This window comes from Photobacterium sp. SP02 (assembly GCF_038519165.1).
GTDB lineage: Bacteria > Pseudomonadota > Gammaproteobacteria > Enterobacterales > Vibrionaceae > Photobacterium > Photobacterium halotolerans.
In genome coordinates this window covers 54894-69948 of the sequence record NZ_JASJOJ010000014.1, presented here as the reverse complement: position 1 = coordinate 69948, position 15055 = coordinate 54894, and the positions used below count along the sequence as shown (strand labels likewise).

The window sequence follows — 15055 nt, the reverse complement described above, 5'->3', positions numbered from 1 at the left end:
CTTAAGCTAAGCCAACCTCAATCAGAATACGCTCAGCGATGCGATCCAAAGGAAGATCTTCGGTCGATATCCCCGCCTTGGCAACCGCCTGTGGCATACCGTATACCACACAACTTTCTTCATCCTGTGCCCAGACAGTTGCACCGGCAGACTTCAGCATACGCGATCCGTCACGCCCGTCAGCGCCCATTCCGGTCAGGATCATCGACAGCACCTTGTCATGATACACCTTGGCTGCAGAGCCAAAAGTGACATCGACACAAGGCTTGTAGTTCATGCGATCGCCACCATCAATAATACGCAAACGCACATTGCCCGGGCGGCCTTCCAGCATCATCTGTTTACCGCCAGGTGCCAGATAAGCGGTACCGGCACGCAATACATCGCCATCTTCGGCCTCTTTCACGCCGATTTTGCAAAGGTTATTCAAACGCGCCGCAAAGGCCGCGGTGAATGTTGCGGGCATATGCTGCACCAAAACAATCGGGTACGGAAATGAGCCAGGCAACTGAGTCAGAATTTTTTGTAACGCTACAGGACCGCCGGTCGATGTACCTATCGCCATCAGCTGATACTGTTTACCTGTCGCTTTAAACCGCGCGGTCGGACGAACCGGTGCCGGTACTGAGCGTGTCAGCGTCGTGGCGGCGGCCGTACCTGCGGCCGGGCGGCTTGACGTCAGCGGGCGATCGGCTGACGATGGCGTGACCGGGCTGCTGGTACGCACAGGCGCTCGCATAAAGACACGTTTACGGGCCAGCTCAGCGACACGTTTTTGCAGCAAAGAGATTGCTTCGTCTTTATTACGCGCAATATCTTCAAATTTTTTCGGCAGAAAGTCTAACGCCCCCGCGTCCAGAGCATCTAATGTTGCCCGCGCGCCCTCATGGGTCAGCGAAGAAAACATCAGGATAGGGGTCGGGTTCGACTTCATGATTTCGCGCACTGCGGTGATACCATCCATCACAGGCATTTCGATATCCATAGTGATGACGTCAGGTTTCAGTGTCCGCGCTTTTTCAACGGCTTCTTTACCGTTAACAGCATCGCCAATCACTTCAAGGCGCGGATCCGCATTAATAATTTCACTCACCCGGCGGCGGAAAAAACTGGAGTCGTCCACCACCAACACTTTTACAGCCATGTTTATCTTTCCGTAAGCAATCAGGCCTGAATGAACAGGGGCCTTCTAAGCCCCTGTCAATTATTATTATCTGCGGCCTGCGTAATGTTTCAGAAGGTTGGGGACATCCAGAATCAGTGCAATGTGACCATCACTGGTGATGGTGGCACCCGCCATACCGGGTGTGCCCTGCAATAACTCATCGAGTGGCTTAATCACCACTTCTTCCTGACCGATCAGCGTATCCACCACAAAGCCCATTCTCTGGTGGCCTATCTGCACAATCACCACATGCCCAAGTTGTTTTTCCCGCTTGGAAGTACTGTGACCTGCCAGCCAGTCCTGAAGATAGAATAGCGGGATCGCTTTATCGCGCACAATGATAGTCAGCTGCCCATCAACCACATTGGTCTTACTGAGATCCAAATGGAAAATTTCATTCACACTGGCCAGAGGCAGTGCAAATGGCTGGTCAGCCACACCAACCATCAGCGTTGGCAAAATGGCCAGCGTCAACGGCACTTTAATATCAATGCGTGTGCCTTTGCCCAGATTGGAATCAATATAAATGGAACCATTCAGCTGGCTGATAGCGGTTTTTACGACATCCATACCGACACCACGGCCGGAGATATCTGAAATTTCTTTCTTGGTCGAGAAACCGGGCGCGAAGATCAGGTTATAACATTCGCTGTCAGACAGACGCGCAGCGGCATCGGCATCCATCACACCGCGATCCACGGCGATTTGACGCAGCCGATCCGGGTCCATACCGCCGCCATCATCTTCGATAGTCAGCAAAATATGATCCCCTTCCTGCGCTGCAGACAAGAGCACGGTACCAATGCGAGGCTTGCCGGCTTTCTCACGCACATCCGGCATTTCAATACCGTGGTCGACCGAGTTACGCACCAGGTGAACCAGCGGATCGGCCAGCGCTTCCACCAGATTCTTATCGAGATCGGTTTCTTCGCCGCGCATTTCCAGCACGATTTCTTTTTTCAGGCTACGGGCCAGATCGCGCACAACGCGTGGGAAGCGGCCAAAGACTTTCTTGATTGGCTGCATACGCGTTTTCATTACCGCACCCTGAAGGTCTGCGGTCACCACATCCAGGTTCGATACAGCTTTTGACATTTCTTCGTCATTGCTGTTCTGGCCCAGGCTGATCAGACGATTACGGACTAATACCAGCTCGCCAACCATGTTCATTATGGTGTCCAGCGTAGATGTATCGACACGTACTGTGGCTTCAGCCTGAGTCTTGGATTTTTCTTTTAACCCTGTTGCTTTACGCTCCGCCACAGGTTGTGGCATCTCAGTCACAGACTGAGAGGTGACAGGCGCAGGTTCAGCTTTTGCCTGTAACGCGGAAGCCGGTTTGGTCGCGATCGCCAGCTCTTCATCTGACGGTCCTTTACCACTACCGTGCAGTTCATCAAGCAGACGTTCAAATTCGTCATCTGTCATTAAGTCGCTATCGCCGGCCCCTGCCACATTCGCGGCAGGCGACTCGGTCGCTTGCGCAGCAACTGGCGCGGCTGACAGGTCAGCACCCGGGGTTTCGGTTCCAGGCGCGTTACCTATACCGTGCAGCTCATCAAGCAGGCGTTCAAACTCATCGTCAGTGATATCGCCATTGTCGATGTCGGTCGAGACAGGTGCGCTCTGAACAGCACTGGGAACAGCACTGGCTGGCGCGGCGCTTGGGCTTCCGCCCGCACCATGCAGCTCATCGAGCAGGCGCTCAAACTCATCTTGGGTGATTTCATCAACCGAACCGCCGGCAATCGCGGGCTGTTCAGGCGAAGCCGGTACCGGTGCCGCTACGGGAGCTTCAACCGATACCGGGGCTGAGACAGCCGCCGCCAGCTCTGCGGCACCCGGTGGCTGGCTGTAATAATGCAGCGCATCCAGCAGGCTTTGTTCCGCGGGTTCAATCGGCTCACGATCCTGCACCTGCGAGAACATCACATTGATGGTATCCAGAGCCTGAAGGATCACATCCATCAGCTCTGACGTCACAGTGCGTTTACCGGTACGGAGTAAGTCAAAAATATTCTCAGCACCGTGACAAGCGTCAACCAATGCCGTTAACGCCAAAAACCCGGCACCACCTTTAACAGTATGGAAACCGCGGAAAATGGCATTCAGCAAATCTGTATCATCTGGACGACGTTCCAAATCTACTAACTGCTCGGAAAGTAATTCCAGAATTTCCCCGGCTTCGATTAAAAAGTCCTGCAGGATATCTTCGTCTAAATCAAAGCTCATAAGCTTCCCCTAAAATCCAAGGCTTGATAGCAAATCATCGACGTCATCCTGGGTAGACATAACGTCAGTGCGTTCAGCACTGTTGATAATTGGCCCTTCCGGGGAGAGTGTTTTGTCTTTCTGGCTCACGACCACTGAGCTTTCACTCTGTTCAATACCGGCAGCCTTCAGAATCTCAACCAACTGATGCTCCACTTCATGAACAAGTTCGATCACTCTGCGAATAACCTGGCCTGTCAAATCCTGGAAGTCCTGTGCCATCAGAATATCGGTCAGATGACGGTGAAGCTGCTCGCTGTCACCGTCGAGCTGAACTAATAATGCGTCAATATCGTGACAAAGCCGTTTAAATTCGCCAAGGGTGATCTCCCCGTGCATTAAACTTTGCCACTGGGGTTTCACTTGCATCAGACGTTCACGCAATAAATCTGCGATAGGGAGGGTGCCTTCAACAGCATCCATGGTTCTGTTGGCCGCTTCCTCGGTTTTGTCTATCACATAATTCAGACGTCCACGCGCGTCAGGAATGTCGGTAGTCGCTAAATCAGCAATACGGGGATCCAGACGAAAATTCTGCAATGAGTCATGTAATTGACGCGTCAATTTACCCACTTCGAGATACATCGGATCCCGACAATCCGACACCAGGCTTCGGAACAACTCATCCGCGTCTTCTTGCCGGTCTTGCTCCAGCAGCGCGACGAGTTGTTTCGCCTGTTCAAGTGAAATCATATGTGTCTACCCTAGTTAGCGTCACACTGACGGCATCACTGCATACGCTCGAAAATCTTATCCAGTTTTTCTTTCAGCGTGGCAGCGGTGAATGGCTTAACAATGTAGCCATTGACACCGGCCTGAGCAGCTTCGATGATCTGCTCGCGCTTGGCTTCAGCAGTAATCATCAGTACTGGCAGGTGTTTCAGGCTGGCATCGGCCCGGATCTGCTTGAGCAAGTCAATGCCTTGCATGCCCGGCATATTCCAGTCGGTGACCACGAAATCGAAGTCGCCTTTCTTTAGCATGGGTAACGCAGTCAATCCATCATCCGCCTCCTGGGTGTTATTAAAGCCCAGGTCACGTAGTAAGTTCTTGACGATACGGCGCATTGTTGAAAAGTCATCAACAATGAGGATTTTCATATTTTTATTCAAAGTTGCCTCCACTGAGGTCACAGTGTTTCTTCTAAATCGTGTGTTTATGAAGCAGTCCAAGCAGACAACTTGGCCCGCAGACGCTGCATTGCCTGACTGTGAATCTGGCAAATACGGGATTCACTGACACCTAAAACGGCACCAATTTCTTTGAGGTTGAGTTCCTCGTCGTAATACAACGACAACACCAGCGCTTCCCTTTCCGGCAATGTGCGAATGGCACCAGCCAGTGCGTGGCGAAAACTGCCGTCCGCAACATCCTGAAAAGGGAGATTTTCTGCCACTGAATCTTCGGTTGCTACCGTATCTTCTGAGACACCCAGGTCGTCCATACCCACTAGGCGACCACAATTAACATCATTTAATGCCTGATGGTACTGTTCGAGTGTCATTTCGAGATATTCAGCAATTTCCTGGTCATTCGGATCGCGGCCGAGACGGCTTTCCAATTGAGCAATGGCTTCAGATATCCGGCGGTTGTTTTTGTACACAGAGCGGGGAACCCAGTCGCCACGGCGGATATCATCCAGCATGGCGCCCCGAATTCGAATTCCGGCAAAAGTTTCAAAACTGGCACCTTTGCTCGGGTCATAGTTCTGTTGTGCTTCCAGCAAACCAATCATGCCAGCCTGGATCAGGTCTTCCAGCTGCACATTGGGTGGCAATCGCGCCATCAGGTGATGCGCAATCCGCTTCACCAGTGACGAATACCGCTCAACAAACGCATGGGGGGATTCCTGATATCGGCCGTATGTTTGTGCTTTATTCACCCAGAGGTACCTCTTCAGGTGTTGGTTTAACTAATAACTTTTCAACAAAAAATTCCAGATGTCCGGCCGGATTGTTCGGTACCGGCCAGGTTAACGCTTTATTGGCGAGCGTTGTCAGGGCCAGTGCCGCTGGGCTTCGTGGGAAAGCTTCCACGACCACTTTTTGTCGCTTAATAGACTGACGTACCCTGTCATCTAATGGAATACAGGCAACCAGCTCCATGTTGGCCTGCAAAAACCGTTCAGTCACCCGGGTCAGCTTGGCAAACAGCTCTCGCCCTTCGCGGTAACTGCGTACCATATTGGCCACAATTTTAAACCGCTGTACCTGATATTCACGGTTCAGGATTTTAATCAGCGCATAAGCATCGGTAATAGAGGTCGGCTCATCACACACTACAATTAGTACATCCTGGGCCGCGCCGGCAAAACTCAATACCATATCTGAGATCCCTGCGGCAGTATCTACCAGCAGGACATCCACTTCATCTTCAAGGGTGGCAAACGCGCGGATCAGGCCAACGTGCTGAGCACTGGACAGTTCCGCCATATTTTGCGTGCCTGAAGAAGCCGGTATGATTTTTACGCCGTAAGGACCTTCGATAATGATGTCCCGCAGATCGCACACACCCGACAGGACATGAGACAGGTTACGACCCGCTCGCAGCCCCAGCATCACATCAACATTGGCCAGGCCAAGGTCGGCATCCAGCACCATCACTCTCTTGCCCTGACGGGCCATGGCAATTGCCATATTCAGTGTGATGTTGGTTTTACCCACACCGCCTTTACCACCACTGACGGTGATCACTTTGGTCGAGGCCAGTTTTGTCATACGGCGCAAGCCGCTTGCTTGATCGTGCATCATGTTCTCAATCATAAAAATCCGCCCCCTGGTTATCTGCGCTATCGCTGCTCCAGAAGTGGGTTTGCTGGCCCATGTCGTTTTCCAACAACTCGTTTGCACGGTTAACCATGAAGTGTCCTGTGGCGACTTTAATGTCTTCAGGCACTCGTTGACCGTCCGCCAGATATGCGATCGGCAAAGCACTTTCCAGTGTGACACTGATAACTTCACCCAGACTGAGGGTTTCATCCAGCTTAGTCAGCACGCAACCCGACAGCGGGATACGACGAAAATGCTCAATGGTTTCGTGCAGAACGCGGCGCTGGGAGGTCGCCGGTAATACCAGAAAGCTACGAATTTGTGAGCCACTATTGTGCATCAGGGTATCCAGCTGTTCCTGCAGGCGAAGATCCCTTTGCCCCATGCCTGCTGTATCAAGCAGTACAAGGCGGCGATGCCGTAACTGATGAAGTATATCGGCAAGCTCTTCGGCATCTTTAGCAACTCTTACCGGACAGCCCAGAATTCGACCATAAGTCGCCAGCTGTTCATGGGCACCGATACGATAGGTATCTGTGGTGACCAGAGCGATTTCATTCGGACCAAAGTCCATCGCCGCTCTGGCGGCCAGTTTGGCGATTGTCGTTGTTTTTCCGACACCGGTCGGGCCGAGCAGTGCGACCACGCCCCCGGTTTCGAGAATACAGTCATCTGTGGTAATGATCTGGTCGGCCAGCAACTGAAGCAAAGATGACCAGGCCTTGTGCGGCTGGACATCTTCAGGAATATAACAAGCCAGCTGATCGGCCAGCTCGGCTGATAAGCCCATTTTTTCCAGGCGCTTAATCATCATGGCCCGCATCGGTTCGCGACGCTCAACCTCCTGCCACATCAAACCGGACAGCTGGTGTTCGAGCAGACGACGAATCGACGCCATCTCGCTGCGCATGGCATCAAGATCATCGTCACGACGCGGCGCGCGCTGTTCATAGCGGCTGGGATCGAGTCGGTTCTGAAAAGCACTGCTTTTCTGGCTCGCCGCCGCTGGATTTGCCCGGCCGGTGCGCCCTGCCGGAGCGTCGGCGTCATGATTTTGGCGGTAGTCACCGTAAGCATTCGGCGCAGGCTGACGTCCGCCCGCCCCATAAGGGTGGGAAGACTGACGCCTGTCACTGCCGTAAGGGCTGTTCTCAGACTGAGGACGGGAAGAATAGTCATATCCTTGACGTTCAGCAGGGTGTCCGCCGGTGTGCTTCGACTGGCGCTGCAATAAGGCTGACAGGGAGTCCACTTCGGTTTCAGGATCCTGAGCATAATTTTGCAGCACCTTGGCAAAGTGGCCGCTGCCGGGCTGCTGCAGCTGTACCTTGTCGTCAGCCAATTTGCGTCTGGCCTCGCCAAAACGTTCAGCTAAGGCATCACGGGCAGGTTGTGACGGTGACGGCACCTTGGCTTCGCTGGCGTCATTGTCTACCGCCGCCACGATCTCAACACCGCCGGTCACTTTCTTATTGGACATAATCACCGCATTGGCACCGAGTTGTTCTTTGACTTCACTCAGCGCGGTTCGCATGTCCTTGGCAAAAAATCGTTTAATTTTCAATTCAGTCTTCCCATCCGGTGACGCATTACCCTGCACGTTTTGGCTGACTCAGTCAGCCTGGGGACACCTAGTTACCCACTGCATTCACAATACGGATTTGCTTTTCATCAGGGATTTCCTGATAAGAAAGCACCCGCAGTGTCGGGATGGTGTTTTTCACAAATTTGGCTAACGTGCCGCGCAGTACGCCAGACGTTAACAGTACAGCCGGTTCGCCTTTCAACTCTTGCTGATGTGTGGCTTCGGTCAAAGAGCGCTGCAGACGTTCTGCCAGACCCGGCTCGATACCGGAGGACTCGCCGCCGCTTGACTGCATTGTTTTATGCAATATTTGTTCCAACTCAGGAACAAGGGTGATAACAGGTAACTCAGGTTCTATTCCATTGATTTCCTGAACAATTAGTCGTTTGAGGCCGATACGTGCGGCGGCAGTAAGAATGTCGGGATCTTGACTCTTACCGGAATACTCGGACAAAGTCTGAACTATGGTGCGGATATCCCGGATAGGCACACCTTCATGCAGCAGGTTCTGCAGCACTTTCACCACAGCCCCTAACGGCAGCTGATCAGGGACAAAATTGTCCACCAGTTTCGGTGTCGACTGCCCCAGCACTTCCAGCAGGTTCTGAACTTCTTCATGCCCGAGCAACTGAGAAGCATTGTTCACCAGAATCTGACTCAGATGGGTTGCCAGTACAGTGGCAGCGTCAACAACCGTATAGCCCAATGCCTGAGCATGCTCTCGCTGCGATTCTAAAATCCAGATCGCTTCCAGCCCGAAGGCGGGATCGGTCGTCCGTTCCCCTTCCAGGCTGCCAAACACCTGACCCGGATTAATGGCCAGCTCCATGTCAGGGTGAATGTTTGATTCGCCATTGTTCACCCCCATCAGACTGATACGGTAGGTATTGGGCGGTAATTCCAGGTTATCGCGGATATGGACAGGCGGCACCAGGAAGCCGAAATCCTGCGACAGTTTTTTCCGAACGCCTTTTACCCGCTCCAGCAACTCGCCGCCCTGTTCTTTATCGACCATAGGGATCAGGCGGTAGCCGACTTCCAGGCTGATGGTATCCATAGGCTGAACATCGTCCCACGACAGCTCTTTGGTGACGGGTTTGCTGTCCAGCGCCTCAGGCGGGGCGGATTCTGCCAGCACTTTTGCCTGTTGCGCTTTCTTGACCCGCCAGTAGGCAATCAGACCAATGATCAGCGCCAGCAGCAGAAACGGAATATGCGGCATGCCCGGAACGATACCCATCACGAACAATATCCCGCCTGTGATGATAAGCGCCTGGGGGTTATTGAACATCTGGAACAGCATCTGCTGTCCCATGTCTTCGTCAGTATTTTGACGAGTCACCATCATGGCAGCGCCGATGGACAACAAAAGAGACGGGATCTGCGCTACCAGACCATCACCTATGGTCAGCAGGCTGTAGATATGAATCGCCTCATTGAAGCTGAGATCATGCTGGCCCATACCAATAATCAGGCCACCAATAATATTGATGAAGAGGATCAGGATGCCGGCAATGGCATCCCCTTTGACAAATTTAGAGGCACCGTCCATCGAACCGTAAAAGTCGGCTTCTTTGGTGACTTCGCTGCGCCGCGTTCGTGCCTGCTCCTGATCAATGAGCCCGGCGTTGAGATCGGCATCGATTGCCATCTGCTTACCCGGTAAGGCATCAAGGGTAAAGCGGGCACTGACTTCGGAAATACGGCCGGCACCTTTGGTGACCACCATGAAGTTGATGATCATCAGAATAAGGAATACCACCAAACCAACCGCGTAGTTCCCCCCGATAACCACAGAACCAAAGGCGTCGATCACCTGGCCCGCCGCCTCCGGGCCTTCATGGCCGTTCAGCAAGACAACCCGGGTTGACGCTACGTTCAGTGCCAGCCTGAGCAGGGTGGCAATCAGCAGTACGGTCGGGAAAGCCGCAAAATCCAGCGGGCGGCGGGTGTACACAGTAACCAGCAGCACCACCAGGGCCAGGGCAATATTAAAAGAAAAGGCCATATCCAGCAGCATTGCTGGCATTGGCAACACAACCATCGCCAATGTTGCCAGTACCATGACAGGGGCGCCGATTGCAGGCAGTGACTGCAATCGGTGTAAAGGCAATTTATCTGAAAAGGGTATCGGCAGCTTCATGCATTCTTATTTGGTTGGAATGGGTTAATCGTCAGTGCTCACTCAGTGTCCACCGCGTATTCACTGTCTGACACTGGGTGCGGCGGTGAATCGCAGACAACTGAACGGGCTAAGCTTCGCATAAAGCAAAATTTATACCGCCTTGACATGTCAATTTTTTGACCTGCAGCCAAAACATTTTGCAGCAGGTCATCAGTGCCGTAATTCAGCAGGAATATCAACCGCGCCTGCCGATAACTTGGGTCGCTTACCATTGCCGCGCCGGTATTGTTTCAACTGGAATACATACGCCAGCACCTGCGCCACAGCGGCAAACAAGCCATCCGGTATTTGCTGCTCCAGCTCGGTACTGTGATAGAGGGAGCGTGCCAGCGGAGGCGCAGGCACAATATCAATCTTATATTCGTTGGCCACTTCCCGGATTTTCATCGCCATGTGGTCTGTCCCTTTGGCGATGACCACTGGCGCCTTATCCAGCGTGGGATCATAACGCAAGGCCACAGAGAAGTGCTCCGGGTTGGTAATCACCACATCGGCCTTTGGCACTTCCGCCATCATGCGCCGCTGCGCCATTTCACGCTGCAGCATACGGATACGGCCTTTGACCTCAGGTTTACCTTCGACATCTTTATATTCGTCTTTGACTTCCTGCTTGGTCATCTTCAGCTGCTCGTTATGCTGCCAGATCTGGTACGGCACATCGATAGCCACCACCACCAGCAGCGAGCAACAGATCAGCAAGACAAAGCGCAGTAAAATCTCCAGCGCATGAAAGATGTTGCTCGGATAGATCTCTATGCTGAGCTGAAAGAAACCTTCCAGGCTGCTGTACATCAGGTAATAGGCCACACCGGCCACCAAAGTGACTTTGAGGATGGATTTCACCAGCTCAACGGCACTTTGCTTGCCAATCATACGTTTAAGACCGCTGGCCGGGTTCATTCTTGAGAGCTTGGGCCTTGCCGCCTCGGCGGAAAAGCTGATTCCGCCCAGGGCGGAAGCGCCAATCAGTGCCGCCACAAACAAGAATATCAACACCAGCAGCAATGGCCACAGCATATGCACTATGGCATCGCCGGTGACCGACAGCAGTTTGGTAAAATCAAACACTTCCTCGCGGCTGAGGGTAAAGAACTTGCGCATCACTTCACTCAAAGCAACGGCCAGCATTTCGCCAAACCACATCAGGCCAACCGCTCCCGATACCAGGACCGCAACCGACGCCAGTTCTTTTGAGCGCGCGACCTGACCTTTTTCCCGCGCCTGCTGCAACCGTCGGGGGGTTGCGTCTTCAGTACGTTCTTGTCCGTCTGACTCAGCCATCAGACTCCCTCCTGTCCGTCATCAGCAATCCAGCCTGATCAGGCTGCAGATTTGCTCTGTACCCAGTTGCCAGTGCTCTTCATACTGGGCCTGAATACCCATTAACAGATACCAGCTGACAAACAACCCCAGCAACAGCGCAAACGAGAAGCCCAGGGAGAAAATATTCAGCTGAGGTGCCGCACGTGTCATGACACCGAACGAGAGATTCACCGTCAGCAGCGCAATAATCCCGGCCAGCGACATGTTTAAACCGGCTTTAAACATCCAGCCGAACCAGCCCGCCAGCTGCTGGTAATCTACCGCCTGCAACATTGACTGGCCGACCGGCAAAGTGGTAAAGCTCAGCACCACCAGCCTGAGCATCGCCAGATGACCGTCAGTGGCGAGAAATAACATGATCGCCAGCATCATATACAGCTGGCCCAGCACTGGGGTGTTTTGTCCGTTTGCCGGGTCGACCATAGAGGCAAATCCGAGACTGGACTGCATACCCAGGATCTGCCCTAACAATACGAATGTCTGGGTGACAAACTGAGTAACCAGCCCCATAGCGACACCGATGATCACCTGCTGGCCTGTAGTGAGAAAGCCCTCAAAGGATAACAGAGGAATATCAGGCACCTGAGGCAGCATAGGCATCACCGCAAAAGTGACCGTCAGCGACAGATACAGCCGGATGCGCATCGACACGAAACGGGCGCCGAAGAAGGTCATGCTCATCATCATGGCGCCGATGCGGGTCAGCGGCCAAAAATAATTGGCCAGCCAATCTAGTATGACTTCCGCCGGATACGTCATGACCTATCTGCTCAGTAAAGGATTTGAGGAATGTGCTCAATGATGCGATGGAAATAATCCATCAGCATTCTGGTCATCATATGACCAAACACCATCAACGCAACCAGGGTGATCACCAGACGGGGCAGGAAGCTTAACGTCTGTTCATTGATTGAGGTAGCGGCCTGGAAAACCGCCACCACCAAACCAATCAGCAAGCCGGGTATGACGATCACACAGACCATCACCAGGACCATGTACAGGGCTTCCTGGAAAATTTCGACGAAGGCTTCAGGTGTCATTGTCTGTCTCTCCCTGTCATCAGGTGCCGAAGCTGCCGGCCAGTGTCGACAGGATCAGGTTCCAGCCATCCACCAGTACGAACAACATTAATTTAAACGGCAGTGAGACTATCATCGGCGACAGCATCATCATACCCATGGCCATCAATATTGAAGCCACGACCAGATCGATGACCAGAAAAGGCAGAAACAGCATAAAGCCAATCTGAAACGCCGTTTTCAGCTCCGAGGTGATAAAAGCGGGAATCAAGACTGTCATAGGGACTTGCTGGGGATCGGTCGCCTGCGATCCCGACATATCAACGAAGGTTTCCAGATCTTTCACCCGCGTTTGTTTGAGCATGAACTGGCGCAGCGGATCCTGGGCAATCGTCAGGGCTTCACGGGCAGAGAGCTCTTCATTGATATAGGGCTGAACGGCCTTGGTATTGATCTCATCCAATACCGGGGACATGACAAAGAAAGTCATGAACAGGGCAATCCCGATAATCACCTGGTTTGACGGGGTCTGCTGCAGACCGAGCGCCTGACGCAAAATCGACATCACCACCACGATACGGGTAAATGAGGTCATCAGGATCACTATGGCCGGCAAAAAGCCCAGCGCTGTCATCAAGGCCAGGATTTGCAGCGTGACAGAGTAATCTTCAGTGCCATCCGGGTTCACCGATACAGAAAACGCCGGAATGCCGCCCCCGCCTTTGGTGGTCAGCAGGGTTGCCGCCCCTTTGTCACTCTGCATCTCGCTGACGGTGACATTATTGCCCGCCACATTGCCCAGCCCGCCATCTTCGCTCTGCGCACTCGCCATGCCGGACAGCAGCAGACAAAGTGCAGCGATAATCCAGATAAAGAAGTGAGATCTATACATCATTGTCTTTTCAACAACTTACCGAGTTGCTGAGCAAACTCACCGTTGCCTGCACCAGCACTGACCGGCAAGGGCGTTTCCAGCTTGGTCAGCATTGAAATATTTTGCGGCGTCACACCAATGAGCAACTGCTCATCACCCACCTGTACCAGCACAATTCGCTCACGCTGGCCAACCACCACCTGGCGGACAATCTGCAGCCCGTTATCTCCGCCACTCACACCCGGCAATTTCATGCGGCGCAGCAGCCAGGCAAGAAACACGATAAGAACCAGTACCAGCACCAGCGAACCTATCGTAGTGCCCATATCCAGCTCCGGCGCCCCGGCCGCCCATACCGGCTGGCTGATCACGGCCAGAGCAGCGAGCAAAGTGCTTTTCAATGCTTTCATCCCTGTTACCGCAACTTCTTAATACGTTCAGTCTGACTGATCACATCGGTCAGACGAATACCGAATTTATCGTTGACCACCACCACTTCACCGTGGGCAATCAAAGTGCCATTGACCAGGACATCCAGCGACTCACCGGCGACACGATCCAGTTCAACGACCGAACCCTGGTTCAGTTGCAGTAAGTTACGGATACTGATCTTGGTGCGCCCGACTTCCATCGAAATCGTGACCGGAATATCCATGATGGAATCGAGACGACGACGTTCTTCATCAGAAATCGGGGTACTTTCGTCTGTGAGTTCTTCCAGCGGTGCCGCTTCAATATTGTCGTCGGCCTGCTCAGCCAGGGCTGCCGCCCAGTCGTCAGCAATTTGTTGATCTTTATCTGACATAAGTCACCTGTATTAATCGTCAATCGGGTCAGTGGCGGAGAAAGTCGGACTCAGTTCATCACCGTCTAAGAAGGCGAGGTCCGTTTTCACCGTATCTGGCCGCTTCAGTTTCTTGGAAATCTTTATCGCTACGTGATCGCCTGACTTACCCATTTTTCCGCGGTAAGTCGGCAGGTCTTCAACGTAGAGCGTGGCCGTTTCCGGCAATTCAATCGGTATCACATCACCGGAGTGCAGCTCCATCAGATCCCGCAGCGTCAGGTCAATATCGAGTAATTTGGCACGCAGATTCACTTCGACATCCATGACCTCATCCCGCAGGGCCTTGCTCCAGCGGACATCGGTATCCATTTTGTCACTCTGGACGCCGGCATCAAGCAATTCGCGGATCGGCTCCACCATGGAATACGGCATCACCACGTGGAAATCGCCGCCGCCGCCATCCACTTCAATGTGGAAAGAGCTCACCACTATCACTTCTGTCGGGCTGACGATATTGGCCATGGTCGGGTTCACTTCGGAATCCAGGTATTCGAACTCCACGCCCATCACAGGTGACCAGGCTTCGCGGTAATCCTCAAACACCAGTTTCAGCAGCATCTGAACGATGCGGCGCTCAGTCGGGGTGAATTCACGCCCTTCGATCTTGGCGTGAAAACGGCCATCGCCGCCAAAGAAGTTCTCTACCAGAATAAAGACCAGCCGGGCTTCCATGGTGATTAAGGCCGTGCCTTTCAGGGGACGAAAACGCACCATGTTCAGACTGGTAGGAACGTAAAGTGTGTTCTGGTACTCGCCGAACTTGAGCATCTGTACGCCATTGATCGACACTTCTGCCGTCTTGCGCAGCATATTGAACAAACTGATCCGCATATGGCGGGCAAAACGCTCATTGATAAGCTCAAGCGTCGGCATCCGGCCACGGACAATGCGGTCTTGCGATGAGAAGTCGAACGATATAACCCCAGTGCCTTCCTCTTGCCGGGGGTGATCATCCTCTACATCATCGACGCCATGCAGCAGCGCATCAATTTCGTCTTGGGTTAATAAATCAGTCACT

General features: G+C 53.0%; 15 protein-coding genes. All 15 read right to left on the bottom strand.

The window, feature by feature from the left end; genetic code table 11:
• Position 1 precedes the first annotated feature (1 nt).
• The gene (locus tag P0Y67_RS08670; protein WP_342391562.1) at positions 2-1144 is read right to left on the bottom strand and encodes a protein-glutamate methylesterase/protein-glutamine glutaminase; all 1143 of its coding nucleotides are present in this window, start codon (positions 1142-1144) and stop codon (positions 2-4) included.
• A 66-nt stretch (positions 1145-1210) separates the two neighbouring features.
• Positions 1211-3397 carry a chemotaxis protein CheA gene (locus P0Y67_RS08665; RefSeq protein ID WP_342391561.1) on the bottom strand — a complete coding sequence of 729 codons (2187 nt, stop codon included), beginning with the start codon at positions 3395-3397 and terminating at the stop codon, positions 1211-1213.
• Between the two features lie 9 nt (positions 3398-3406).
• Positions 3407-4129 (bottom strand): protein phosphatase CheZ, encoded by a 723-nt coding sequence (locus P0Y67_RS08660; protein ID WP_342391560.1) that lies wholly within the window; start codon positions 4127-4129, stop codon positions 3407-3409.
• A gap of 35 nt (positions 4130-4164) precedes the next feature.
• Positions 4165-4536, bottom strand: a complete 372-nt coding sequence (cheY, locus tag P0Y67_RS08655) for a chemotaxis response regulator CheY (RefSeq protein WP_036748874.1) — start codon at positions 4534-4536, stop codon at positions 4165-4167.
• Between the two features lie 56 nt (positions 4537-4592).
• On the bottom strand, positions 4593-5318 hold the full coding sequence (locus tag P0Y67_RS08650) for an RNA polymerase sigma factor FliA (protein ID WP_027253952.1): 726 nt from the start codon (positions 5316-5318) through the stop codon (positions 4593-4595).
• Positions 5311-6198, bottom strand: a complete 888-nt coding sequence (locus P0Y67_RS08645; RefSeq protein ID WP_027253951.1) for a MinD/ParA family protein — start codon at positions 6196-6198, stop codon at positions 5311-5313. Before P0Y67_RS08645 ends, P0Y67_RS08650 begins: the two co-directional genes overlap by 8 nt.
• Positions 6191-7768 (bottom strand): flagellar biosynthesis protein FlhF, encoded by a 1578-nt coding sequence (gene flhF, locus P0Y67_RS08640; protein WP_342391559.1) that lies wholly within the window; start codon positions 7766-7768, stop codon positions 6191-6193. Before flhF ends, P0Y67_RS08645 begins: the two co-directional genes overlap by 8 nt.
• A gap of 67 nt (positions 7769-7835) precedes the next feature.
• A complete protein-coding gene (gene flhA, locus P0Y67_RS08635) occupies positions 7836-9932 on the bottom strand; it encodes a flagellar biosynthesis protein FlhA (RefSeq protein WP_342391558.1) in 2097 nt (698 codons plus the stop codon).
• A gap of 192 nt (positions 9933-10124) precedes the next feature.
• Positions 10125-11255 carry a flagellar biosynthesis protein FlhB gene (gene flhB / locus P0Y67_RS08630; RefSeq protein ID WP_342391557.1) on the bottom strand — a complete coding sequence of 377 codons (1131 nt, stop codon included), beginning with the start codon at positions 11253-11255 and terminating at the stop codon, positions 10125-10127.
• 21 nt (positions 11256-11276) lie between these two features.
• A complete protein-coding gene (gene fliR / locus P0Y67_RS08625) occupies positions 11277-12056 on the bottom strand; it encodes a flagellar biosynthetic protein FliR (protein WP_192014709.1) in 780 nt (259 codons plus the stop codon).
• An 11-nt stretch (positions 12057-12067) separates the two neighbouring features.
• Complete coding sequence (fliQ, locus tag P0Y67_RS08620; protein WP_027253946.1) at positions 12068-12337, bottom strand: flagellar biosynthesis protein FliQ; 270 nt, start codon at positions 12335-12337, stop codon at positions 12068-12070.
• 19 nt (positions 12338-12356) lie between these two features.
• On the bottom strand, positions 12357-13208 hold the full coding sequence (gene fliP, locus P0Y67_RS08615) for a flagellar type III secretion system pore protein FliP (protein WP_446728818.1): 852 nt from the start codon (positions 13206-13208) through the stop codon (positions 12357-12359).
• The gene (gene fliO, locus P0Y67_RS08610) at positions 13208-13600 is read right to left on the bottom strand and encodes a flagellar biosynthetic protein FliO (RefSeq protein ID WP_342391556.1); all 393 of its coding nucleotides are present in this window, start codon (positions 13598-13600) and stop codon (positions 13208-13210) included. Before fliO ends, fliP begins: the two co-directional genes overlap by 1 nt.
• A gap of 5 nt (positions 13601-13605) precedes the next feature.
• Positions 13606-13995 (bottom strand): flagellar motor switch protein FliN, encoded by a 390-nt coding sequence (gene fliN, locus P0Y67_RS08605; protein ID WP_342391555.1) that lies wholly within the window; start codon positions 13993-13995, stop codon positions 13606-13608.
• 12 nt (positions 13996-14007) lie between these two features.
• Positions 14008-15054 (bottom strand): flagellar motor switch protein FliM, encoded by a 1047-nt coding sequence (gene fliM / locus P0Y67_RS08600; protein ID WP_027253942.1) that lies wholly within the window; start codon positions 15052-15054, stop codon positions 14008-14010.
• Position 15055: the final 1 nt, after the last annotated feature.